The 21,896-nt window shown below is 60.9% G+C and carries 20 protein-coding genes; 12 read left to right on the forward strand and 8 right to left on the reverse strand.

The window, feature by feature from the left end; all coding sequences use genetic code 11:
* Positions 1 to 13 precede the first annotated feature (13 nt).
* From ettA to CLV41_RS10350, 5 genes are all read left to right on the forward strand, one after another.
* Positions 14 to 1,663, forward strand: coding sequence for an energy-dependent translational throttle protein EttA (gene ettA / locus CLV41_RS10330; protein WP_103222239.1), 1,650 nt, complete (start codon positions 14 to 16; stop codon positions 1,661 to 1,663).
* A 360-nt stretch (positions 1,664 to 2,023) separates the two neighbouring features.
* Complete coding sequence (locus CLV41_RS10335; RefSeq protein WP_103222240.1) at positions 2,024 to 4,114, forward strand: FUSC family protein; 2,091 nt, start codon at positions 2,024 to 2,026, stop codon at positions 4,112 to 4,114.
* A gap of 127 nt (positions 4,115 to 4,241) precedes the next feature.
* A complete protein-coding gene (locus CLV41_RS10340; RefSeq protein ID WP_103222241.1) occupies positions 4,242 to 5,042 on the forward strand; it encodes a hypothetical protein in 801 nt (266 codons plus the stop codon).
* A gap of 145 nt (positions 5,043 to 5,187) precedes the next feature.
* Positions 5,188 to 5,811 carry an MOSC domain-containing protein gene (locus CLV41_RS10345; RefSeq protein WP_103222242.1) on the forward strand — a complete coding sequence of 208 codons (624 nt, stop codon included), beginning with the start codon at positions 5,188 to 5,190 and terminating at the stop codon, positions 5,809 to 5,811.
* 303 nt (positions 5,812 to 6,114) lie between these two features.
* Positions 6,115 to 6,507, forward strand: coding sequence for a RidA family protein (locus CLV41_RS10350; protein ID WP_103222369.1), 393 nt, complete (start codon positions 6,115 to 6,117; stop codon positions 6,505 to 6,507).
* Positions 6,508 to 6,517: 10 nt separating this feature from the next.
* Here CLV41_RS10350 and CLV41_RS10355 read toward each other — a convergent pair whose 3' ends face one another.
* On the reverse strand, positions 6,518 to 6,835 hold the full coding sequence (locus CLV41_RS10355) for a DUF2293 domain-containing protein (protein WP_103222243.1): 318 nt from the start codon (positions 6,833 to 6,835) through the stop codon (positions 6,518 to 6,520).
* Between the two features lie 22 nt (positions 6,836 to 6,857).
* Positions 6,858 to 8,870 carry a putative bifunctional diguanylate cyclase/phosphodiesterase gene (locus CLV41_RS10360; protein WP_208987422.1) on the reverse strand — a complete coding sequence of 671 codons (2,013 nt, stop codon included), beginning with the start codon at positions 8,868 to 8,870 and terminating at the stop codon, positions 6,858 to 6,860.
* A 356-nt stretch (positions 8,871 to 9,226) separates the two neighbouring features.
* On the opposite strand from CLV41_RS10360, the gene CLV41_RS10365 reads away from it, so the two are divergent.
* The 4 genes from CLV41_RS10365 to CLV41_RS10380 all read left to right on the forward strand — a co-directional run bounded on the left by CLV41_RS10365 (position 9,227) and on the right by CLV41_RS10380 (position 14,370).
* Entirely contained in the window at positions 9,227 to 9,853 is a 627-nt protein-coding gene (locus CLV41_RS10365) for a helix-turn-helix transcriptional regulator (protein ID WP_103222244.1), read from the forward strand.
* 39 nt (positions 9,854 to 9,892) lie between these two features.
* Positions 9,893 to 11,776, forward strand: coding sequence for an ABC transporter ATP-binding protein (locus tag CLV41_RS10370; RefSeq protein WP_103222245.1), 1,884 nt, complete (start codon positions 9,893 to 9,895; stop codon positions 11,774 to 11,776).
* A gap of 142 nt (positions 11,777 to 11,918) precedes the next feature.
* Positions 11,919 to 13,445, forward strand: coding sequence for a pyruvate kinase (locus tag CLV41_RS10375; RefSeq protein ID WP_103222246.1), 1,527 nt, complete (start codon positions 11,919 to 11,921; stop codon positions 13,443 to 13,445).
* A 79-nt stretch (positions 13,446 to 13,524) separates the two neighbouring features.
* Positions 13,525 to 14,370: a helix-turn-helix domain-containing protein gene (locus CLV41_RS10380; protein WP_103222247.1), complete on the forward strand. Its 846-nt coding sequence runs from the start codon at positions 13,525 to 13,527 to the stop codon at positions 14,368 to 14,370.
* 131 nt (positions 14,371 to 14,501) lie between these two features.
* Here CLV41_RS10380 and CLV41_RS10385 read toward each other — a convergent pair whose 3' ends face one another.
* Both CLV41_RS10385 and CLV41_RS10390 read right to left on the reverse strand, forming a co-directional pair.
* Positions 14,502 to 16,025 carry an FMN-binding glutamate synthase family protein gene (locus tag CLV41_RS10385; RefSeq protein ID WP_408013743.1) on the reverse strand — a complete coding sequence of 508 codons (1,524 nt, stop codon included), beginning with the start codon at positions 16,023 to 16,025 and terminating at the stop codon, positions 14,502 to 14,504.
* 281 nt (positions 16,026 to 16,306) lie between these two features.
* A complete protein-coding gene (locus CLV41_RS10390; RefSeq protein WP_103222248.1) occupies positions 16,307 to 17,593 on the reverse strand; it encodes a glycosyltransferase in 1,287 nt (428 codons plus the stop codon).
* Between the two features lie 129 nt (positions 17,594 to 17,722).
* Here CLV41_RS10390 and CLV41_RS10395 point away from each other — a divergent pair, with 129 nt between their 5' ends.
* Entirely contained in the window at positions 17,723 to 18,157 is a 435-nt protein-coding gene (locus CLV41_RS10395; RefSeq protein ID WP_103222372.1) for a secondary thiamine-phosphate synthase enzyme YjbQ, read from the forward strand.
* Between the two features lie 117 nt (positions 18,158 to 18,274).
* Here the strand turns inward: CLV41_RS10395 and CLV41_RS27510 are convergent, their stop codons facing one another.
* The 3 genes from CLV41_RS27510 to CLV41_RS10405 form a co-directional block, all read right to left on the reverse strand.
* Positions 18,275 to 18,439 carry a hypothetical protein gene (locus CLV41_RS27510; protein WP_146048547.1) on the reverse strand — a complete coding sequence of 55 codons (165 nt, stop codon included), beginning with the start codon at positions 18,437 to 18,439 and terminating at the stop codon, positions 18,275 to 18,277.
* A 61-nt stretch (positions 18,440 to 18,500) separates the two neighbouring features.
* Positions 18,501 to 18,941 (reverse strand): hypothetical protein, encoded by a 441-nt coding sequence (locus tag CLV41_RS10400; RefSeq protein ID WP_103222249.1) that lies wholly within the window; start codon positions 18,939 to 18,941, stop codon positions 18,501 to 18,503.
* A gap of 345 nt (positions 18,942 to 19,286) precedes the next feature.
* Complete coding sequence (locus tag CLV41_RS10405; protein WP_103222250.1) at positions 19,287 to 19,541, reverse strand: YdcH family protein; 255 nt, start codon at positions 19,539 to 19,541, stop codon at positions 19,287 to 19,289.
* A 303-nt stretch (positions 19,542 to 19,844) separates the two neighbouring features.
* On the opposite strand from CLV41_RS10405, the gene CLV41_RS10410 reads away from it, so the two are divergent.
* Together CLV41_RS10410 and CLV41_RS10415 are read left to right on the forward strand one after the other, a co-directional pair.
* On the forward strand, positions 19,845 to 20,216 hold the full coding sequence (locus CLV41_RS10410; protein WP_103222251.1) for a VOC family protein: 372 nt from the start codon (positions 19,845 to 19,847) through the stop codon (positions 20,214 to 20,216).
* Between the two features lie 12 nt (positions 20,217 to 20,228).
* Positions 20,229 to 20,930, forward strand: coding sequence for a helix-turn-helix transcriptional regulator (locus CLV41_RS10415; RefSeq protein WP_103222252.1), 702 nt, complete (start codon positions 20,229 to 20,231; stop codon positions 20,928 to 20,930).
* A gap of 200 nt (positions 20,931 to 21,130) precedes the next feature.
* Here the strand turns inward: CLV41_RS10415 and CLV41_RS10420 are convergent, their stop codons facing one another.
* A complete protein-coding gene (locus CLV41_RS10420) occupies positions 21,131 to 21,880 on the reverse strand; it encodes a DUF1194 domain-containing protein (protein ID WP_208987423.1) in 750 nt (249 codons plus the stop codon).
* Positions 21,881 to 21,896 lie beyond the last annotated feature (16 nt).

Raw genomic sequence — 21,896 nt, forward strand, 5'->3', positions numbered from 1 at the left:
GAAGCGGAGCCCCATGGCGCGCCAGTTCATCTATCACATGCATGGCCTCTCCAAGGCCTATAACGGCAAGAAGGTCCTCGACAACGTCAACCTCTCCTTCTACCCGGATGCCAAGATCGGTATCCTGGGTCCGAACGGGGCGGGAAAGTCGACGCTTCTGAAGATCATGGCCGGTCTCGACAAGGACTATACCGGTGAGGCCTGGGCCGCCGAAGGCGCCAAGGTCGGCTATCTGTCGCAGGAGCCGAAGCTGGACGAGACCAAGACCGTGATGGAAAATGTCATGGACGGTGTCGCCCACAAGCAGGCCAAGCTCGACCGCTATAACGAGCTGATGATGAACTACTCGGACGAAACCGCGGACGAGGGTGCCCGGCTTCAGGACGAGATCGACGCCCAGGATCTGTGGAACCTGGAAAGCCAGGTGGAAATGGCGATGGAGGCCCTGCGCTGCCCGCCGGGCGATGCCGCTGTCGACAACCTTTCAGGCGGCGAGCGCCGCCGCGTCGCGCTCTGCCAGTTGCTGCTGTCGGAACCGGACCTGCTGCTGCTGGATGAGCCGACCAACCATCTGGACGCGGAAACCGTTCACTGGCTGGAGCGGCATTTGCGGGAATTCAAGGGTTCCGTGCTGATCATCACCCACGATCGCTACTTCCTCGACAACGTCACCGGCTGGATCCTGGAACTCGACCGCGGGTCGGGTATTCCTTACGAGGGCAACTACTCCGCCTATCTGGAGAAGAAGACCAAGCGCATGCAGCAGGAAGGCCGTGAGGACATGGCGCGCTCGCGTGCGATTTCCCGTGAGCGCGAATGGATGGGCATGAGCCCGAAGGGCCGCCAGACCAAGTCGAAAGCCCGTATCCGTGCCTTCGAGGACCTGCTGACCGCTCAGGAAGAGCGCATGCCGTCCATCGAGCAGATCCTGATCCCGGTCGGCGAGCGTCTCGGCGCGAACGTCATCGAGGTCAAGAATGTCTCGAAAGGCTTTGAAGACCGCCTGTTGATCGACAATCTGTCCTTCAAGCTGCCGCGCGGCGGCATTGTCGGTGTCATCGGTCCCAACGGCGCCGGTAAATCCACCCTCTTCAAGATGCTCACCGGTCAGGAAAAGCCTGACAGCGGCGAGGTCATTGTCGGCGACAGCGTCCATATGGGCTATGTCGACCAGTCGCGCGATGCCCTCAACCCGTCGAACAATGTCTGGGAGGAAATCTCCGGCGGCGCAGAGATAATCTATCTCGACGACAAGGAAATCAATTCCCGCGCCTATTGCTCGTCCTTCAACTTCAAGGGACCGGCCCAGCAGGCCAAGGTCGGAAATCTCTCCGGCGGTCAGCGCAACCGGGTGCATCTGGCCAAGGTTCTCAAGCAGGGCGCCAACGTTCTCCTCCTCGATGAGCCGACCAACGATCTCGACACCGAGACTCTGGCCGCCCTCGAGGACGCTCTGGAAAACTACGCCGGCTGCGCTGTGGTCATCTCGCATGACCGCATGTTCCTCGACCGCCTTGCCACCCACATGCTCGCCTTCGAGGGCGACAGCCACGTGGAATGGTTCGAGGGCAACTTCGAGGACTATGAAAAGGACAAGGTCCGCCGCCTCGGCGCTCACGCCGCCGACCCGCGCCGGATCAAGTACAAGCCGCTGACGCGGTAGTCGGCACGACAGGCAATTTCAGGAAAGGCGGTCCCCGGGGCCGCCTTTCCTGCTTTTAGGCGTAATCCCTGCCGTCGTTAACAGGAGCCTGCCTGATAGTGTTATCTCTGTTCACCGGCGCGGTGCGGGGAGGCCTTTGAAGAATTGGTTGCCCGATCGGTGTGCTGACGTCCATCCTTCGGATCGGATCTGTTGTTTTCCTGCGAAATGAGAGGCGATGCGATACGGACATGTCGATGTTGCAGCAAGCCGGCCGGATGGTTTCAAGATCAACAGGTCTCCAAACGGACTTGATTGGAGGTCAAAAAGTTGATCGATTTTAAAGCACCATGGCATCGTGTCTGCGTTCGAGTGAGCGCAGTGTGCTCTGGGCTGCTGCGCTACGATCCCGGCGCCATACGTCTCGCGCGCGGCGTGGACCTGATGCTGACCGTCATTGCCGCAGCAATGTTGGCGGAATGGCTCGGGCAATTTGAAACGTCCGTGCCGGCAATCCCGATGGCTGTCCTTGCCGGGTTCGCGGGCGCATTCGCCATCCTGTTCACGCCTGTTTCGACGCGCAGCCAGGAAGCGGCGGGTATTCTCAGGATGGGCCTGATCATCACCTGCGTGTACGCAATTGGCGCTTTGGCTGGAACCCTGTCCGGAAGTTCGGGGCCCCTTGTTCTGGAAGTCCTTTGGATCGGGGCAATAGCTTTCGGCTTCGCGCTGGACGGGCTGGGAGGGTTCTGGCAACGGGCCGGGCGTGTAATTGCGTTGTCCTGGCTATTCGTATTCATTTTCAACCAGCCTCATTCTCACGGCCTGTGGTTTCCGGTGATGGGAGCCATGGGAACCGCAATCGCGATTTGTATCCGGATCTTTCTGTGGCGGCCTTCCCCTGAGCGGACATACATGCGGATCGAAAAGGCGTTTCGTCAGGCCATGGCCGAGCAGCTCGAAAGGATAATCCTCAGCGGAAGCGTGGAGGCATCGGCAAATGGCAAATCCGCGGCGCAACTCTCCAGCCTCAGAGCCGAGTTGCAGCTCTCGGCCGATTTGATCGGGCAGGGGGCTGCCTTCAAGAGACTGCCGCCGGAATCTGTTGTGATGCTGCAGTTGGCCCTGGAAGTCGTGCGGGATGCGGCCTCGCAACTTACGACGGCCGGCCGCACCTGGCTTCTGCACAATTCCGGTTTCCGCGAAACGGCGCTGCGGCTCCGCGACGATATCGCACATGAGCAAAAATCTGTGCCGGCACCGCTCGATGAGGACTGGATGCAGGATGTTGGAATGCTTTCGCGGGACGACCAGTTTCAGGTCGTCAGAATCGCGCAGGCTTTCAGGAGGCTTTCGCTGCTTTTATCAAAATATGCCGCTCCTGCAGCACGTTCCGCCGGAGCGCCGGACGAGGTGGCGGCGGGTTTCTGGCACAGGCTCTCCTGGCGTCTCGCATTGCAGGCAGCCGTTGCAGCATCGGTCGGCTACGGTGTTGCGGCCTTTTTCGACCTGAACCACGCCTACTGGGTAACGCTTACTGTCATCATCGTCCTGAACAACAGCCTCGGGGCAACCATCCGGAAATCCGTGCAACGGACGCTGGGGACGGCCGGGGGGGTGCTGATCGCACTTGCTATCGATCCTCTGCTTTCCGTCTATCCGGACATCATGCTCACGCTCGCGGTACTATCGATCCCGGCCATCATCTTGTTCTTCGACCGGAACTACGCAATCGCGGCCGGGTTCATCGGTTTCATGGTCGTGATCGGTCTGCAGACCGTGCTGCATCTTCCGGTCATTGAGTTTTGGGCCCGCATTTACGATACGGTAATCGGGGCGGCTGTCGGGCTTGGCGTCTCCTGGCTGTTGTTTCCAAGGCGGACAGGGCAAAGCACCCATGATCTCGCCACAGCCTACCTTTCCTCCTGCGCGCATTTTCTGACGCGTCGGGACGGGACAGAAGGCGAGGAAAGGGCCGCCTATGCCAGCCTGAATGAGACGGCATCCACGCTGGTTTCAACAGCCCGATCCTACCGGTCGGAGCAGGCGCCCTGGTCGTGCTTTTTAAGCTCATCGAACGGTCTTGACGTGATGGTCGTGGTTCTTGCCGACTATATCGTGCTTTACCGCGAGGCGCGGACGACCGTTCTCGCCGAGGCCGGGGAGGGTCCTTTAGATCCGGCAATCGTCTCGCCGCAAACCCTCTCAAATGTCGCCAGAATGGATAAACGCGTTCTGGCCGAATTCAATGCTGTTCTTGAAGGGCGGGAAAAGCAGACCGACCCCGCGCTGGCCGAGGCGTGGATGGCGGCCATGCCCGAGACGGCGACACCCGGATCGCGGATCATGGCTGACTGGGTCGCCATGCTCTATTACGCCCGTAAAGTCGTTCAATGCCTGGACAGCCTGCGCCAGGACGGCATGTGGAACAAGGCGGTCACCCTCACCGGCCGGCCGGATGCGGCGGCTTGACAGGCCTTGCCCGCAGCTAGGTACAAGTCACATTGTGATATTAATCACAATTACAGTGGTGCGCATGTGCAAGGTTTGAAGATCTGCACAAGGGCAAGCTGTCCGGTTGGGGAGAAGGAAATCGACAATGACCAGTTTAAAGTTCTCGCGTGCACTGCTGTTCGCCGCCGGCCTTCTGGCAGTCGCCGCGACCGGCCCGGCCGGGGCGCAGGACCCTCAGCCCGAAAATGCCGATCCGTCGCCGCCGCCCACCTATGACTATGTGCAGCAGGCGGGCGCCATGTCCTTCGACGGCAGCACGCTGACCCTTTCCGACGCCAATACGGGCGTTCTGTTTTTCTCCGACCGCCCCTACCGGCTCGGCGGTCAGGTTTCCAACGCGAACTTTGCTGGATACTGGCAGGCCGACGACGGTTTCAAGGGCGATCCGCCCAATGCGGTTGTCAGCGTTTTGAGCGAAGCGGACAAGGCTCCCGCCCTGGTGGAACTGACCTCCGCCAGTGTCGAGGGGGCTTCGGTCGTCTACGGCGTCAAGGTTTTGCGCGGCGACCTGCCGGAAAGTGCGACTGGCGTCGCGCTGTTCATCGATCATGGCCCGCGCCCGCACCAGCGGGCAACGGGTACGGTCGGTTTCGAGCCTTACGGCCCGTACTGTTATCATTCCCCGCAGGATCCGCGCTGCCAGGCCTGGCATCACCCGTATCACCCGCCGCACCACCCCTATTATCCACCGCATCAGCCCTATCATCCGCCTTACTACCATCCGGACGCGGCCTATGCGGCGGGTGTGGCGACAGGCGCGGCGATGGCCAATGCCTCCAAGCCGCCGGCTTATTATTACTACCCGATCCCGACCGGCCCGCTGCCGGCCAATTGCTGGATCAATTCCCAGCACACCCGGATGGTCTGCTCGGTTCCTCTGCAATGAGGTGACCGGGTAGCCGGGTCCGCATATACCCGCGGATCCGGCTGCCCGATCGATCAACGGAAGCGATCGATGCATCAAGGAGATTTGCTGGTTCGCGCGGGCTCTCCGGCCTAAAGTCCTGCCCGGAAATGGACAGGAGATCTGCATGACGGACCAACTCGCACTCTGGACTGACGACATCAAGGTCACACCGAAATTCAAGGCGTTCGGCAGGGTGGAAAGCACATACCGGACACCGTCACCGGAGGATTTCCAGACCGAGGCCGTCGATTCCCTGGAACTGACCTTTGAAGGAATCCCGGGCGACAGGCATTCCGGGATCACCCGCAAGTCGGGCGGCCGGGAGCCCTGGTATCCGCGCGGAACGCAAATGTGCAACGAAAGGCAGGTTTCCCTGCTTTCGGTCGAGGAACTGGGCCTGATCGCGGATCGCATGGAGCTTGATGACGTCAGGGCGGAGTGGATCGGCGGCAACATTCTGGTCACCGGGATCGCCAATTTCACCCGCGTGCCGCCGCGCACACGCCTTGCCTTCGAAGGCGGCGCCGTCATTCGCGTCGATGGCGAGAACATGCCCTGCCGGTTCGCCGGGGCGGCCATTGCCGCCCGCAATTCCGGACGGGAGGGACTGGATCTCCTGTTTCCGCAAAGGGCCGCCGGATTGCGCGGACTGGTCGGTTTTGTCGAAAAACCGGGTATTGTCAGTGCCGGGCAGGCGGTGACCGCGCATATCCCCGAACAATGGATTTATACCAACCTCAATAAATAGGAACCCATTTGATGGCCATTTTCCTGTCTGCCGGCAAGGCGCGTTGCACAGAACGGCCTGCTTGGCCGTTCAAGCAGCGCAACGCTGTCCGGCGGGCTGGAAAAAGCCACCGAAGGCCGCGACTGGAACCTGTTCCGCCACGTCGCGCGTCTTGGCCGATGTCCCACATCGCCCTGCAACACGCTCCTCGCGGAACAGGCTCCAGTCGCGGTCAAATAGGTTCTTATTTATTGAGGTTGGTATTACCCCCGCGCCTGAGAGGGTACTCTGACCGGCATGTTTGACCTGCCGAAGGAGACCTCCATGCTTCCCATCCACCACATGGTCGACCGGGCGCCCCGGCCTGTCGCCCCGTTCTCGCATGCCGTCGAAGCCGACGGCTGGATGTTCGTCACCGGCCAGATGCCGACCGATCCCAACGCCCCGGATGCGTCCTTGCCGGACGGGATCGCGGCGCAGACGGTCCGGGTGATGGAAAATCTCGAGCTGGTTCTGGCAGGGGTTGACCTCGGCCTGGAGAACGTAACGTTCGTAAGGGTTTATCTGACCGAGTTCAAACGCGACTATCAGACGATGAACGAGGCGTACCAAGCGTTTTTTCCGGAGGGCCGATTGCCCGGCCGCACATGCGTGGGCGTGTCGGGTCTGGCTGTCGATGCACTGGTGGAAATCGACCTGATCGCGCGGCGGCCTTGACGGGAAGGCTCTATTCGACCGGGCTGTCCTCGCTCTGGACTTCCCTGTTGCAGCCCCAGCCGCGAAGAAGATCGTTCATCTCCCCGGCGACGAAATAGCGGGCCGCGTCACGGTCGTAGCCGTCGTCCAGAAGCGCGTCATAGTCGGTATGTTCATGCCGTATGTGGCTTGTCGTTGCCTGCCAAACCGCGATGGAAGGCGGCAGGTGGCGCAGGTGACCGGCCAGCGCGAGAGTGAGGATCGCTTCCGCATCGCTCATCGGCACCCGGGGCAGCAGCGCCCGCAGCACCTTGCGCATCTCCTTCTGCCGCTTTGTCCCGCCTGCCATTTCGATCCAACCTGTCCGCGCTCTAAGCGCTGGAAACCTGCCGTTTTTCGCTGCCGCCGCACCCGGAGAGAGAAAGGCCGGCGACGGTGCCGGTCTTGTGAGCGCCATCATGGACCTCCGCGAAGGGCAGGGCCGGACTGAAGTGATACCCTTGCACCAGACGGCACTGCAGTGACTGAAGCACGTCCAGCTGGCTGGCTTCTTCGACACCTTCCACGACACAAAGCATCCGCATGGACTGGCAGAGATTGACGATGGATCTCACCACGCCTTTCGCGACCGGATCGTCCAGTCCCGAAACGAAGCTGCGGTCGATCTTCACGCAGTCGATCGGCAGCCGGTGAAGATAGCCGAGGCTTGAATAGCCGGTTCCGAAATCGTCGAGCGCCAGTTTGACGCCTGCCTCGCGCAGGGTCTGCAGGCAGGTTTCCGCCGCCTCATAACTGCCGATAACAGCCGTTTCGGTGATCTCGAAAGTGATCAGGCGCGGATCGTACTGGTGCCGTCGGATGACGTCGAGCAGAGAGCCCACCGTTTCGGGAGACGTGATGTCATGCGCCGACAGATTGAACGACAGGCCCAGTTCACCGGGAAGCGACTTGATCTGCCGCACCGCCGTGTCGAACAGCGAGAGGGTCAGGCGGTGGATAAGACCCGTGCGTTCCGCGATGGGAATGAACGTATCGGGACAAATCCAGTTCAGGTCCGGGGTCTGCCAGCGGGCGAGAGCCTCGAACCCGATGACCGTGCGGTCCGGCAGGGAGACGATCGGCTGAAAGTAGACCTGGAACTCCTTCGACAGATCCGCGCTTTGCAACGCGCATTCGATGGCCCGTTCGGAACGGATGCGCGCCTCGTGTTCGCTCGAATAGACAGTCGTTCTGCCGCGTGTCGTGGTCTTGGAATTGTAGAGTGCGTAGTCGGACCGGTCGAAGAGAATATGGGCTGAATTCCCGGCTTCCGGATAGAAGGCGATGCCGCAGGAAGCCCCGACGGACATCCTCAGCTCGCCGACCTTGTACGGCTCGCTGATCCGGGCACACATGGCCTGGCCGGTTTTTTCGGCTTCCGTGAGGTCGCCAAGATAGAGAAACCCGAATTCATCGCCGCCGAGACGGCAGATCTCGACGTCGGACAGTTCCATCGCCTTCAGGCGGTTGCCCACTTCCGACAGGAGAAGGTCTCCTATCTGGTGACCGTAGGTGTCGTTGATCGGCTTGAAGCGGTCCAGATCGACCACCCCGACGGCGAACTGCTTTCCACTCTTCTCGACCGTCTCGATCAGGGTTTCAAGGCGGTTGAAGAAATAGCGGCGGTTCGGCAGCTCGGTCAGGGCGTCGGTCTGGGCGAGGCGTTCGTTTTCGGCATTGAGCCGCGCGGTTTCGAGCTGTTTTGCGGCAAGCTCCGCCTGAGACTGGATGAGTTTGCAGAAGCTTCTGTAACTGCGCAGAAGAACCTGCAGGACGACCACGCAGACCAGGAATATGTTCAGTGCGATGGCGGTATAAACATCCTCACCTTGCCTGATGTAGTAAATGAGGTAGGGCCCTGTCACGATGAACATGACCATCAGCGCCGCTTGCGGCAGGTTCATCAGGCAGAAAATGCAGCCGATCACCGTGATCGCGATAAACAGCGCGACATGGCCGCGTTCAGCCTCGCTGCCGTAGCCGTCCAGGCTGAGCGACCACGCGATATAGATTGCCGCCATGAGACTGCCCGTGAGAACGGTCCGCCGCATTTTGCTGATCGCTTCGTCCGGCCCGAGTTCATATGCGCGCGAAGTGGCCCACATGATGAGCCGGATTGAGGTGAAAACCAGGATGGGAGCAAGGATGCCGACGGTCAGATAAAAGGGGGTGCTGTCGTAATGGGTGTAGGAGACCGCGATGGCGTTGACCATCAGCAGGGCGTAAAGCGACGGGATCTGGGTCTTCAGCTCGCGATACTGAGCCTGGGCAATCTCGGGATGACGCGGGTCGATCATCATCCATCTTGCGAATGCCCTGATTTTGTCCATCAATATCTTCAGCATCGTTTGTTTCTACGTGCAAGAAGGTGAAAGAATAGTTAGGTCGCTTGTCATGAATAAATTCCGGATATTTCGACGTCGCTGAGAATCAATACAATTGGACAGCTTATTAAAATGATCGTGCCGGATAGTGTGCTGACGTCAAGGTAGCATAACATTTCAACTCATGGTTAGTCCGGGTTGTGCTTGTCCGCCTGCGCTTTGACGAAAAGCCGGGAACAACAGAACCCGCTGCGTCAACTCCCTCTTGCCGCACAGCATTTATCTTATACCAACCCTCGTCAATAGGAAGCCGCGGTCAGGGCTAATAAGAAAAGCCAACTATTTTTTTATGATGGAATTAGAGTATATAGAACACCATGGCTGACCGTACCCGAACCAGACTTTTGAATGCGCTGAAACGCTCCGGCCCCCAGACCGCGGCGGATCTCGGGGAAGGGTTGAACGTGACATCCGTAGCTGTCCGGCAGCACCTGGACGGGCTGCTTCAGGAAAAGCTGGTGGCCTTTGACGACGTCAAGGGCTCCGTCGGTCGGCCGAAGCGCGTCTGGGACCTGACGGCCACGGGCCATCAGCAGTTCCCGGACAATCATTCGAACCTTGTTCTGGGACTGCTCAACGGACTTACCGACCTGTTCGGCGCGGACGGCCTTGAAAAGCTGATATCTCACCGGGAAACCCAAAGCCGCCGATCCTATTCGGAGGCCTTGAGCGGTGCCTCGAAACTGTCGGAAAAGGTTGCGGTTCTGGCCGGTTTGCGCAATCTGGAAGGCTACATGGCCGAGGTGGCCGAGGATGAAGACGGCTATCTCCTGATTGAAAACCACTGCTCGATCTGCGCTGCCGCGACCGCCTGCAAGGGGTTCTGCCGGTCCGAACTGAGCCTGTTCAGGGATGTCCTGGGGGCGGATGTGGCCGTGACACGCACGGAACACCAGCTTTCCGGTGACCGCCGCTGCGTCTACAGGATCGAGCCAAGGGTATGATTCAGGTCAGCGGCCCGGACTCAGCGGGGAGTTAGGCGAGTGTCATTTGCAAGGCCGTTTCTGGCCCGGCTGATCGACGGATATTTCCGGCCTTTCGAAGCGCATCTGAAGCCGCTCGATATTCCGGTGACACCTTTGCCGGACAAGAGCCCGGTGCATCTTGTCTGGCACTTCGCCAACATGTTCCGCACACAACTCGTTATCGTCTCGCTGCTTGCCATGATCTCCTCGGGACTGGGTCTGGCGGGGATCTGGACGATCGCTTATGTCGTCGACGGTGTGACCTCAAAAGGTGCGCAGGCTTTCCTCAATGGGCACACCTGGTTCCTGACCGGAATTTTCGTGCTCTTCGTCATCATTGATCCGCTGGCCTTCCTTCTGCGCCAGACCTTTGCCTTCCAGACGGTGCGGATCCTTCTGCCCGCGGCGATGCGCTGGCAGGCCCACAAGGCGGTCGAGGCCCAGGACCTGGCGTTTTTCGAAGACACGTTCGCCGGGCAGGTGGCCTCCCGGATCGCCCAGGTGACCATGTCGGTCCATCGCCAGATGATGCTGGCGATCGAGACCGTCCCTTTTCTGGCCATCCAGTTCGGCGGATCGTTCCTTCTGCTTCTGGCGCTCGCCTGGCCGTTGGCGATCCCGGTCTTTTTCTGGATTGCCGCCAACATCCTGGTGGCCTGGCTGGCCATTCCGACCTATCTGCAACGCTCCGCCAGGGTGGCTGCGGCCAATTCCCGGGCGACCGGCGCGATGACGGATGTCTATTCCAACATCGCCATGGTGAAACTGTTCGCGGCCGAGGATTCCGAGGCCGGCGCCATCCGCAAGGTCATCGGGGAGACCATCGATACCCGCCACAGTGAAAACCGGTCCTACATCCTGACCGACAGCGCCGTCTATGCGCTCAACGTCCTGATGATCCTGGCGGTCGTCGCGATCGGTTTCTGGGGCATGACCGGCGGCTGGGTCACCATTGGCGATTTTGTTGCCGGCCTGACGGTTACCCGCTCCCTGTCGCATGCCTCTTCCAGTTTCATCGGGGTCGGCCAGGCTATCACCAGCACGCTCGGAACGATCCGGGACGCCATGCCGATCATGACCAGCCGGCCGAAGATCACCGACAAACCGGAGGCTTCCGAACTCGATGTGACCGCCGGCGGGATCCGTTTCGAAAATGTCACCTTCGCTTATCAGAAGGACCGGGCGCCGGTTCTGGAGAATTTCAGCCTGACGATCGATCCGGGCGAGCGGGTCGGACTGGTGGGCCTTTCCGGAGCGGGAAAATCGACGGTGATCGCGCTGTTGATGCGCCTGCGCGATGTGTCCGGCGGGCGGATCATGATTGACGGGCAGGATGTGCGCGACGTCACCCAGGCCTCGCTGCGCGGCCGGATCGGGGTGGTCACCCAGGATATTTCCCTTCTCAACCGGTCCATCCGCGACAATATCCGCTACGGCAAGCCGGATGCGGACGATGAGGACATCCGCGCAATCGCCAGGGCCTCCGAAGCGCTGGAGTTCATCGAGGAGCAAAAGGACAGCAAGGGACGCAAGGGCCTTGACGCCCATGTCGGCGACCGGGGTGTGAAACTCTCCGGCGGTCAGCGCCAGCGCATCGCCATCGCCAGGGTTCTGCTGAAAGACGCCCCGGTTCTTATCCTGGACGAGGCCACGTCCGCCCTGGACAGCGAGGCCGAACTCGCCATTCAGGAGAACCTCGCGCGGATGATGGACGGCAGGACCACCCTGGCCGTCGCCCACAGGCTGTCGACCATCGCCGCACTGGACCGGCTGGTGGTGATGGATGGCGGCAGGATTATCGAGGAAGGCAGCCATCAGCAGCTTCTCGCCAGGGGCGGGCTCTACGCAACGCTCTGGGAGCGCCAGTCAGGCGGGTTTCTGGCGCTCAGTGCCGCCGAGTGAGCGGCCGCCGGTTTTCCCGCCCGCAAGTTCGATACCTTGATCCTCGTCATAATCTCGAAAAGAGCCTTCTTCTACAATGCAGCGTCAGTACCGGTCCGTCACCCCGGGCCGGGCTCGTACCGGGTTATCTTGGAGATGCCGCATGGAGCTTCAGTCAAACGGAACCTCAGACGACGACAGCAGCGTCCCGGGCGGACAGACGTCTGTTCCCGCGAAGGAAGAACTGGTCCGGCTGTCCGGTGAGGTTTCGGCCCTGCGCGCGCAGGTACTGAAGGGCGCGGAGGACCTGCTCGCTACCTATGGGGTCACGGAACCCTCTCGTGAAATCCTCAATCTGTCTCATTACGTAAGCCTCCGCCGTCATGACATCCGCCCCCTGCAAAGGCGGCTGATGCGCCATGGCCTCTCCTCCATGGGCCGTCTTGAGAGCCGCGTGCTGCCAACGCTCGATGCCGTCCTCGCGGCCCTGTCGACGATGACGGGGCAGGGCGCAAATCTGACGGTTGCCCCGGAAACGGCATTCTTTTCCGGAGAGCGGCAGCTTGAAGAGGCGTCGGCCGTTTTGTTCGGCCCCAAACCTGATAACCGCCGGGGCCGGATCATGGTCACTTTCCCGAGCGAAGCGGCGGAGCAGCCGGACTTCGTCCGCGATCTGGTGCGCAAGGGCATGAACATCGCCCGTATCAACTGCGCGCACGATAACCCGGACACCTGGCGGAAGATGGCCGCCCTGGTGCGCAAGGCGGCGAAGAAGGAAGGCCGGGAAGTGCGGATCCTGATGGATATCGCCGGACCGAAAATCCGCACCGAAACGGTGCTGCCCGCCAAAAAGGTTCCCAAACTCGATGCGGGTGACCGGTTTCGTCTGGTTGTCGATGGCAAACCAATGGCCCATCCGGACATTGCGGTGACGGCTAGCGTGTCGCTGCCGCAGATGGTCGAGCGCCTGCTGCCGGGCGACCGCGTTCTCTACGACGACAGCAAGCTGGAAGGCGTCGTGGAGGAGGTCTCTGGCGGCGAGGCCGTCATCCGTGTGAAGCGGGCCAAAAGCGGCGGCACGAAAATCCGCCCCGGCAAAGGCGTCAACCTGCCGGATACGGCGCTTGGCGTCTCGCCGCTGACTTCCAAGGACCAGCAGGATCTTGAAACCGTCATCGCCTGCGCGGACATGGTCGGCTATTCCTTCGTCAGCCGGCCGCAGGACATAGACCTGCTGGAAGAGGCGCTGGCCAGGATCGGCGCCGCGGGGCATCCTCTGGGACTTGTCGCCAAGATCGAGCGGCCGGAAGCCGTTGAGAACCTTCCCGCGCTGATCGCGCGCGCCAGCGGCAGGCGGCCTTTGGCGGTAATGATCGCCCGCGGCGATCTTGCCTCGGAGATCGGCTTCGAACGGCTGGCGGAAATGCAGGAGGAAATCCTGTGGATCTGCGAGGCGGCCAGCACGCCGGTAATTTGGGCAACCCAGGTTCTGGAAAGCCTGGTGAAGTTCGGCAGCCCCTCCCGGGGGGACATGACCGACGCCGCGATGGCCGCGCGCGCCGAATGCGTCATGCTGAACAAGGGGCCGGCGGTCGGCGAAGCGGTCGAGCTTCTGGACCGGCTGGTTTCCCGCATGGAAGGACATATGGCCAAGAAAACCCCCACCCTGCGGGCGCTGCATTCCTGGTAGCCGTCACGCATCGTGCCAAGGGCGGGTATAACGCACCCTCCTGTTGATTTTTCGAAATCCTGGAGACAATACTCCCGGCATGGATAAAAGAGACCGTGCCGAACTCTTCCGCGAACGCCTGTCCGACGCCCTGCGCAGCCGGGAGATGAACCGCAGCGATCTGGCGCGCGGGGCGGGACTGGACCGGTCCACGGTCTCGCAACTCCTGTCCGAGGAAGCGCCGCGTCTTCCGAACGGACAGGCTCTGGCGGCAATCGCAACGGCGCTCAGTGTCTCGTCGGACTGGCTGCTGGGGCTCTCGACCCACCGGGGCGCCGCGGCGGAAATTCTCGATCAGGCTGTTCAGGTGGCTGAAACCGACCGCCATCCGGTCGATGAACATCTGCTCGCCTGGTACCGGGATGCGGTGGGTGCGAAGATCCGTCATGTCCCGGCCAATCTTCCCGATGTACTCAAGACCGAAGCCGTTCTTGCCTTTGAATATGCCGGCGAAACGCTGCGCACCGCGGATCAGGCCATTATCGGTACCCGCGACCAGCGGGCGCTCCTGAGCCGCGCCGAATCCGACATGGAGATAGCGCTGCCCAGGGAGTCCCTGGAAGGGTTTGCCGAAGGAGAGGGCATGTGGGCCGGGCTGCCGGCCGCCGCCCGCCGCGAGCAACTGGACGTCATGGGCAGGACATTGGAAGACCTCTACCCCTCCCTGCGCCTGCACCTGTTCGGTGCCAACGACCGATATTCGGCGCCCTTCACGGTTTTCGGCCAGAAATGGGCGGCACTATACCTGGGCCAGCGCTACCTGACATTTTCCAACACCCGCCACGTGCAGCTCTTTTCCGGGCATTTCGACGACCTCGTCCGCCATGCGGTGGTCCGTTCGCACGAAGCCGGAGAGTTCGCGGTCCGCCTGGCGGAAGGGATCTGACAGGGCCAGTCCGCTGATCTAGAGGGGCGCGCGTTTGAGCGGATTCATGGATTTAGGAGGACGCCCGAGGCAGCGTTTGCATTGCAAATGCGTTCGGGCGATTTCCTGAATTCAATTTAACGCGACACGCTTTAATGATGCCCGTGGTGACCGTGCAAGGCCTTGGCCGACGCGACGGAGCGGGCCGGTTCAAAACTCTCCGCGACGGCCATGTCCCAATAGGTCGAATAGCCCGGGATGTTATGCGCCTCGTCGAGCAGGGCGCCTTTTTGCACCCAGGTGAGAGCAACGCTCGCGGGCAGGATTTCGCGCTGACCTTCACGGAGATAGAAATGTTCCGGTTTGAAATCGCGCGGGTGGTCGAGGCCCGCGGCTGCGGTGAATTCGATCAGCGCATCGAGCGTGTTGGTGTGGAAATTCGTCACCCTTTCCGCCTTGTCGGGAACCACAAGAGCCTGCTGGCGCTTCAGATCCTGAGTGGCGACACCGGTCGGGCAGCGGTTGGTGTGGCAGCTCTGGGACTGAATGCAGCCGACGGCAAACATGAATCCGCGCGCTGAATTGACCCAGTCCGCGCCCAGGCAGATGGTTCCGGCGATATCGAAAGCGCTGATCAATTTGCCGCTGGCACCGATCTTGATGTCATCGCGCAGGCCGGCGCCGACCAGACAATTGTGAACGAAGGAAAGTCCCTGACGCAAAGGCGTCCCGAGCCGGTTGGCGAATTCGATGGGGGCGGCGCCGGTCCCGCCTTCGGAGCCGTCGACAACGATGAAGTCCGGCTTGATCCCGGTCTTCAGCATGGCCTTCAGGATCGCCATGAATTCCCAGCGGTGGCCGAGACACAGTTTGAAGCCCACCGGCTTGCCTCCGGACAGTTCCCTCAAGGTCCGGATGAATTCCAGAAGTTCAACCGGCGTGGAAAATGCCGAGTGGTGCGATGGCGAGACACAGTCCTGGCCCATGGGAACGCCCCTGGCATCGGCGATTTCCTGAGTGACCTTTGGACCGGGAAGCACGCCGCCGTGGCCGGGTTTCGCGCCCTGGCTCATCTTGATTTCGATCATCTTGATCTGCGGGTTAGCTGCCTGGCTCTTGAATTTATCCGGATCGAAGGTTCCATCCTTGGCCCGGCAGCCGAAATAGCCGCTTCCCAGTTCCCACACGAGATCGCCGCCGCCTTCCCGGTGATAGCGCGAGACGCTGCCTTCACCGGTGTCGTGAAAGAAATTGCCGGCCTTCGCACCCTTGTTGAGCGCCAGAATAGCGTTACCTGAAAGGGCGCCGAAGCTCATCGCCGAGATATTGAAGAGCGAGGCCGAATAAGGCTGCTTGCATTCCGGTCCGCCGATGGTGACGCGCAGATCCTCGTGGCTGACCGGCTTCGGGCAGACGGAATGGTTCACCCAGGAATAGGTGCTTTCGTAAACGTCCAGCTCCGTTCCGAAGGGAAGCACATCCTCGATGTTCTTCGCCCGGTCGTAGACCATGGACCGGCGCTCGCGCGAAAACGGTTTGCCGTCCTGGTTGCTTTCGAAAAAATATTGCCGGAGTTCCGGGCGGATGGATTCGAAAAGATACCGGAAGTGACCGGTCACCGGATAATTGCGCAGGACCGCGTGCGCGTTCTGGCGCAGGTCAAGAAAACCAGTCACCGCCAGAGCCGCGAAAACCAGAAACGGCCAAAAGAAATGCCCCGAAACGGCAAACATCAAAACGAAACTGATGGCGGCGAAAAGGATGCAAAGAACAAAAACAGTATAGCGGGCAGGGAACACGGGCAGGTGACTCCTTGAAAAGCTTGCTCCGCTAGTTGTGTCAGGCCCGGCAGGAAAAGAAAAGGGCGGTAGGCGGCATTGGAGCTCTGACCCGTTGATAAGACACGGCGGCGTCAATGAAAGGCCGGTCCCGTCTTTCCGCATTCCCCGGGCCGGGTTCAACTCCGCAGGAATGTCTCGATCAGTCGCGCTGCCGTTTCCCTTGCGCCGGGTTCGCTCGACATGAGACCAGCCGCACGCTCCGCTTCTTCCCGGTAACCAGGGTTTTCAAGGTCCCGAAGCGCCTCCGCGAGATTTTCAGGTGTCAGCTTTTTTTGCGGGATCGGCACCGGGCCGGCGCCGATGTCATGCACACGGGCGCCCCAGAAAGGCTGGTCGGCGAAGACAGGGCAGACGAGGGAGGGCTTGCCCCAGCGGACAGCTTCATGGGTGGTGCCGGCCCCGCCGTGATGGATGATGGCGGCGCAGCGCGGGAAGAGCCAGCTGTGCGGTGCCTTGTCGAGAAGGAAAACGCGCTTCGCCAGATCCGCCGGGAGAACGTCTTTCCCAAGACCACCCCAGCCGCTGGCAAGAATAGCCCGATGGCCGCTGATCTGGAGCGCGGAGAACACTGTCTCCGTCAGCGTCTCCGGGTCCTTGCTGGGCATGGATCCGAATCCGAGATAAACCGGCGTGGGGCCGCTCTCCAGAAAGGCGGCGAGATCCGTTGGCGGCTGATAGAACTGGTCCGGTTGGCTGAACCAGTAACCGCATTGCCAGTTTTCGTCTGTCCAGTCGCCCGGGGTCGGCACCAGCGCACGGGAAAAAGCTTGTAGCGAGAGCGCTTTGCCGCCGCCCGGCATATACCCGTCGATCAGCGAGCCAGCCATGGCGATTTCCGTTTCCGCCTCAGCCCGCAACGGTTTCATCGTCGAGGCGAGCCCCGCTCTCATCAGTTGGCGAAGAACCGAGTAGCTCGCGCGGTTGAAGATTTTACCGAAATCCGGCAAGCCGAAGAGAGGTACGGGAAAGTCGCCGGTTGGTGCGGTCACCGGTTGCAGGGCCGTCGGCAGGGCCGGAACATTCAACCGCCGGGCGACGAGGGTCATGACCATGGCTTTCAGGTTGAACAGGATGAGATCCGGCTGTTCCTCAAGGCCGATGGTCCAAAGAGCCCGCGTGAGGTCCTTCTGCAGGTTGATGTTTTTCCGGGCGGCTTTGAGCGCACCCTTCACGGAAAACAGCGCGTCCTTGACGTCGGGCTTCTGAAGAAGCTGCTGATAATTGATCGGGACGGGACGGGCCGTGGCTCCGGCTGCCTCGATCATGTCCTCGAACCCTTCTCCTGTGGACAGCACAACCTGGGCTCCCAGGGACGAAAGTTCCCGGCCGAGGGCGGCATAGGGCTGGACGTCTCCACGCGTGCCGAGCGTTGCGATCAGGATCTTTTTGCGGGAAACAGTCATCGCAAGCCTTCAACATGGGAATGGCGGACAGAGACATCTTTCAAGTGGCGGCTTTCAGCGGCAATTGCAACGGCGATGCGGATCGCCTAAGCCTTGCGGAAGCATTGCCAGACGTTCTTGAAGGTTTTCATGCAGACAACATTCTCGATCCGGACCGGGGGGCAAGGTCTTTATGAATTCACCGGTTCCGCCGCCGGCTGGCTGGACGGGGAGAGCGCCGGTGACGGTCTTCTGACACTCTTCGTCCGGCATACCTCCTGCTCGCTGCTGATCCAGGAAAACGCCGATCCCGATGTGCAGGTGGACCTGAAAGCCTTTTTCAGCCGTCTTGTGCCCCCGGCGGATGATCCGTCCATGTCCTATCTCGTTCACACGTTCGAGGGGCCGGACGATATGCCCGCCCATATCAAGGCGGCGCTCATGCCCGTATCCCTGTCCATTCCGGTTTCGAGCGGGCGGATGGCGTTGGGCACCTGGCAGGGGATATATCTTTTCGAGCACCGCAGCCGTCCTCATGAGCGTCAGGTGGCCGCGCATTTTCGAAGCGACGGCGCGCAAGCCTGATCGAGCGGAATACTGATGCAAAAGGGTTTTTCAGAAAATCTGTGACGATTGTCACTTTTTGAAAGCAGGCAGGTTGAAGCAAGTGCTCTCGAACTCTCCGCCACGTGGAAAATCGGTCTACTCGATCGGTCCGATCAAGACGTCGCAGGCCCCGGTATTTTCCAATCCCTGCGATGTCATGGCAAGCTCTTTGTTGTCCCGGTCCGGCATGGCGACCTGCCGGACCTCGTCGAGCATGAACCTTACTATGGCCTGACCGATGCCCCTTGCCGCGCCGGTGATTAGAACAGTCCTGTATGTTGTGTACCGGCTGTCCCTTGAAAGGGGAGGCGGAGGTCTGTTGTTAGCGCATGGAAATGCAGATCCGGATTACGCCGGCATTGTCCCACAGGGCAATATCCTTGTCGTTGATCCGGAAGGCGTAGACCCCGGCGGGATCGCGGGCGTTGACGGCAAGCGCCGCGAATTCGGCGAAAGGAACGATCCTCCCGGCCTGGTCGCGTACCAGCATTTCACCGAAGGCGTAGGACTGGTCGTATTTGTATCCGAACAGCGGGCCGAGTTTCCGGGCGCCCTGTCCGGAATAGCCGCGCGGGCCGACAGGTGCGGCGTGACCGCCGATCACGCTCCAACTTCCCGAATAGCCGATCTTGCCAATCTTGCCGGCTGGTAGGGACATCTGCTGCCATCCCTTTTTTGCCTGAACATCGATGCAGTGATCCGCGGCTAGGGCCGCGGACGGGAAAATCAGGAGCAGGAACAGCGCGAAACGGGCAGGTACCATGGGTCGGGTCCGAAGTGGTGCTTTTCGGCACTAAGACGCCAGTGCTGCCACCTCGTCAAGGGTTCCCGGGGGGGACGACAGGCCGCGCCTCAAGTCTTGCCTTGCAAGTCTGGGTCCGAGGACCCACATCCTCAGGTGAACGATGAGGGTCGTTCCTCCCCAGACTGGCGCCCGGCTTTTTGTAAGCTGCGGCGCCTTCTTTTTGCGGATATGCTTTTCGTCCCGGCGCCCCGCAGGATTGTACACAGACGGGGCGGCCGGGAAGCCTTGTCGCTTGAGACAGGGTGGCCCGCGCCGCCGGACGGGGGCGGCGCGGGCTCTAACACCGGCCCGAAAAGGAGGGGCTCAGGACGCGGTGTTAGCCGCTGCCGCCAGAAGGGCGGCAATCTGATCTTTCAGGAGCAGGCGTTTTTTCTTCAACTCCTCCAGAGCCTCGTCGGAGGCAGGCTCCACATCCGTTTCGATGCGATGCACTTCCCGGTTCACGGTGTGATATTCGTCCGCAAGCCGTGCGAAATGGGCATCGTTGGTTTTAAGAGCATGCAGCGTATCGGCCGCATCGGGGAATTCTTCATGCAGTTCGTGGGGAACGTGGCTCATTATTGCCTCCTTATGAGACCCCCAAATTGCCGTTTGCAGTGGCAAACCACCTTGAGACAGATCAATCGGAGGACAATCGCAGCCCCGATTTTTCAAAGACATGGAAACACAAGGCACGCGGGCGTCCGCTTTGGCGCCGGATCTGCTCTCCTGCCATATGACGGGATGCCTGACCGGAGCGAAGTCAGGACGGGCCGCCTTTCCAGTGCTTTAATTCGCACGGGAGCGTCACTATCCTGACAGGAGGCTGTCAGGAGGGCCTTGATATGGTGATGTCCGTTGCAGCACCAAAGGAGACTTTCCATGACTTTCATTCCCGATCACTTCACCGTCTGGATGGAGATCCCGGTCACGGATCTGGACAAGGCGGTCACGTTCTATAACGAGGTTTTTCAAACCGAACTGGTACGCGTCGCCGATATGGGGCCGAACGAATTTGCGATGTTCCCCGTCAAGGACGGTGGCCGGGCAGGGCATCTTTATCCCGGTAAACCGCCGGCAAGGGGCAGCGGAGCAACCATCCATCTTGCCTGTCCGGACAGCCTGGAGGAGACGATGGAACGCTTCGCCACGGCGGGCGGCGAGGTCATTTCCGATCCCGTCGCCATTCCGGCGGGACGTTTCGCCTACGGGATCGATCCCGACGGCAACTCCATCGGCATGTTAGCGCAATAAGGAGCCCGCACCATGAGACGCGCCGACCGCCTCTTCCAGATCGTGCAATATCTGCGCGGCGGCCGACTTGTGCGGGCGCGTCAGCTCTCGCAATGGCTGGAAGTGTCCGAGCGGACCGTCTATCGCGACATCGCCGACCTGCAGGCCTCCGGCGTTCCCATCGAAGGGGCCGCCGGGGTCGGCTACATCATGCGCGACGGCTATGACCTGCCGCCTCTCATGTTCACTAGGGACGAAGTCGTCGCCCTGCTGGCCGGTGCGCGTCTGATCCGGGCCTGGGGCGGGGCCGCGATGGCCCGGGCCGCCGAGGAGGCGATGATCAAGATCGACGCGGTATTGCCGGAAAGAATGCGCGTGCGTCACAACGAGGTGGAGATCCACGCGGTCGCATCGGAAATGACCCACCAGGTCCGGGCGTATATCGATTTCCTCGAAGCGGCGGCGGATGCCCGCAAGCGTCTGTCCATCGCCTATTGCGATGGCAAGGGCGATGCATCCAGCCGGGTGGTTCGTCCGCTGGGCCTGTGGTTCTGGGGCAAGGTCTGGACGCTGGTCGCCTGGTGCGAGCTCCGGCAGGATTTCCGCATGTTCCGCCTGGACCGTATTTCGGAAATCCGCGAGACGGGGGACAGATTTTCCAGAGAACCGGGCAAGACGCTGAAGGATTTTTACTGCCTGATGGAACTGGAAGGACACAAGGGCCCGGGAAACTGATCTCTCCAGATTGATTATAGCATGTCGCGTTTGAGCGGGTTCATGGATTCAGGAAGACGCCCGAGGCAGCGTTTGCATTGCAAATGCGTTTGAGCGGGTTCATGGATTCAGGAAGACGCCCGAGGCAGCGTTTGCATTGCAAATGCGTTCGGGCGATTTCCTGAATTCAATTTAACGCGACACGCTTTTATTGCGGGAGGTCAGCGCAGGGCGGCATATCCGCTGCCGAAAATCTCGCGCAGCAGCTTGCGTTTCATCGCGCGGGCATAGTCTTCATAGTCATCCGCCACTTCGATGAACGCGCCGGGACCTCTGAGAACACTGTTCCGGTAATAGCTGACCGGGGCCGTGTCCTGACCGGCGATGACGAGGCCGTTGACGGTGATGTCTTTGAAATCGAAGGCGCGATAGGCGCTCTCCGGGCCGAAGCCTTCGTTGTTGATGCCGTCGCCGGCGATATCGATCACCTTGCGGGAGCACGGTTCCGGTGCTTTTTGCATCGAAACGGAGGCGTATCCAAGGGCATATCCGATGGCGGTGGGAAATTCTGTGAAGCCTCTGGGAGACCGGCGCAGGGTGGCCGCGGCCCTTTTGGCGCTTTGCGTGTCGGCAAGGTTCTGCCAGGTGAGCTGAAGCAATTGCTGATACCTGCCGCTCCATTCGAAACTCGTCACCCAGATCCCGCCGACGGCTTCTATCGCTTCCACAACCTCCGGGTCCTCGAGGGCATCCGCCAAGCCATTGAGCTGAAGGTCATGTTCGCGCGCATCGACACTCGCCGATCCGTCCATGGCGAGCACCAGCGACAGGGAACAGGAAAAGGCGTGTTGTGCCGTCATTGGCATGGTCAGGCATAAAAAGGCGCCCAGGCAAACGGTGATAGCCCGCCCGAGGGAGAGCGGCGACACGATCGGGCGTGGCGGGTTCGGCATCCGAATGCGGCGATGCATGTATCAATCCTGGGCT

It is taken from the genome of Roseibium marinum (genome assembly GCF_002906165.1).
GTDB classification, from domain to species: Bacteria; Pseudomonadota; Alphaproteobacteria; order Rhizobiales; family Stappiaceae; genus Roseibium; species Roseibium marinum.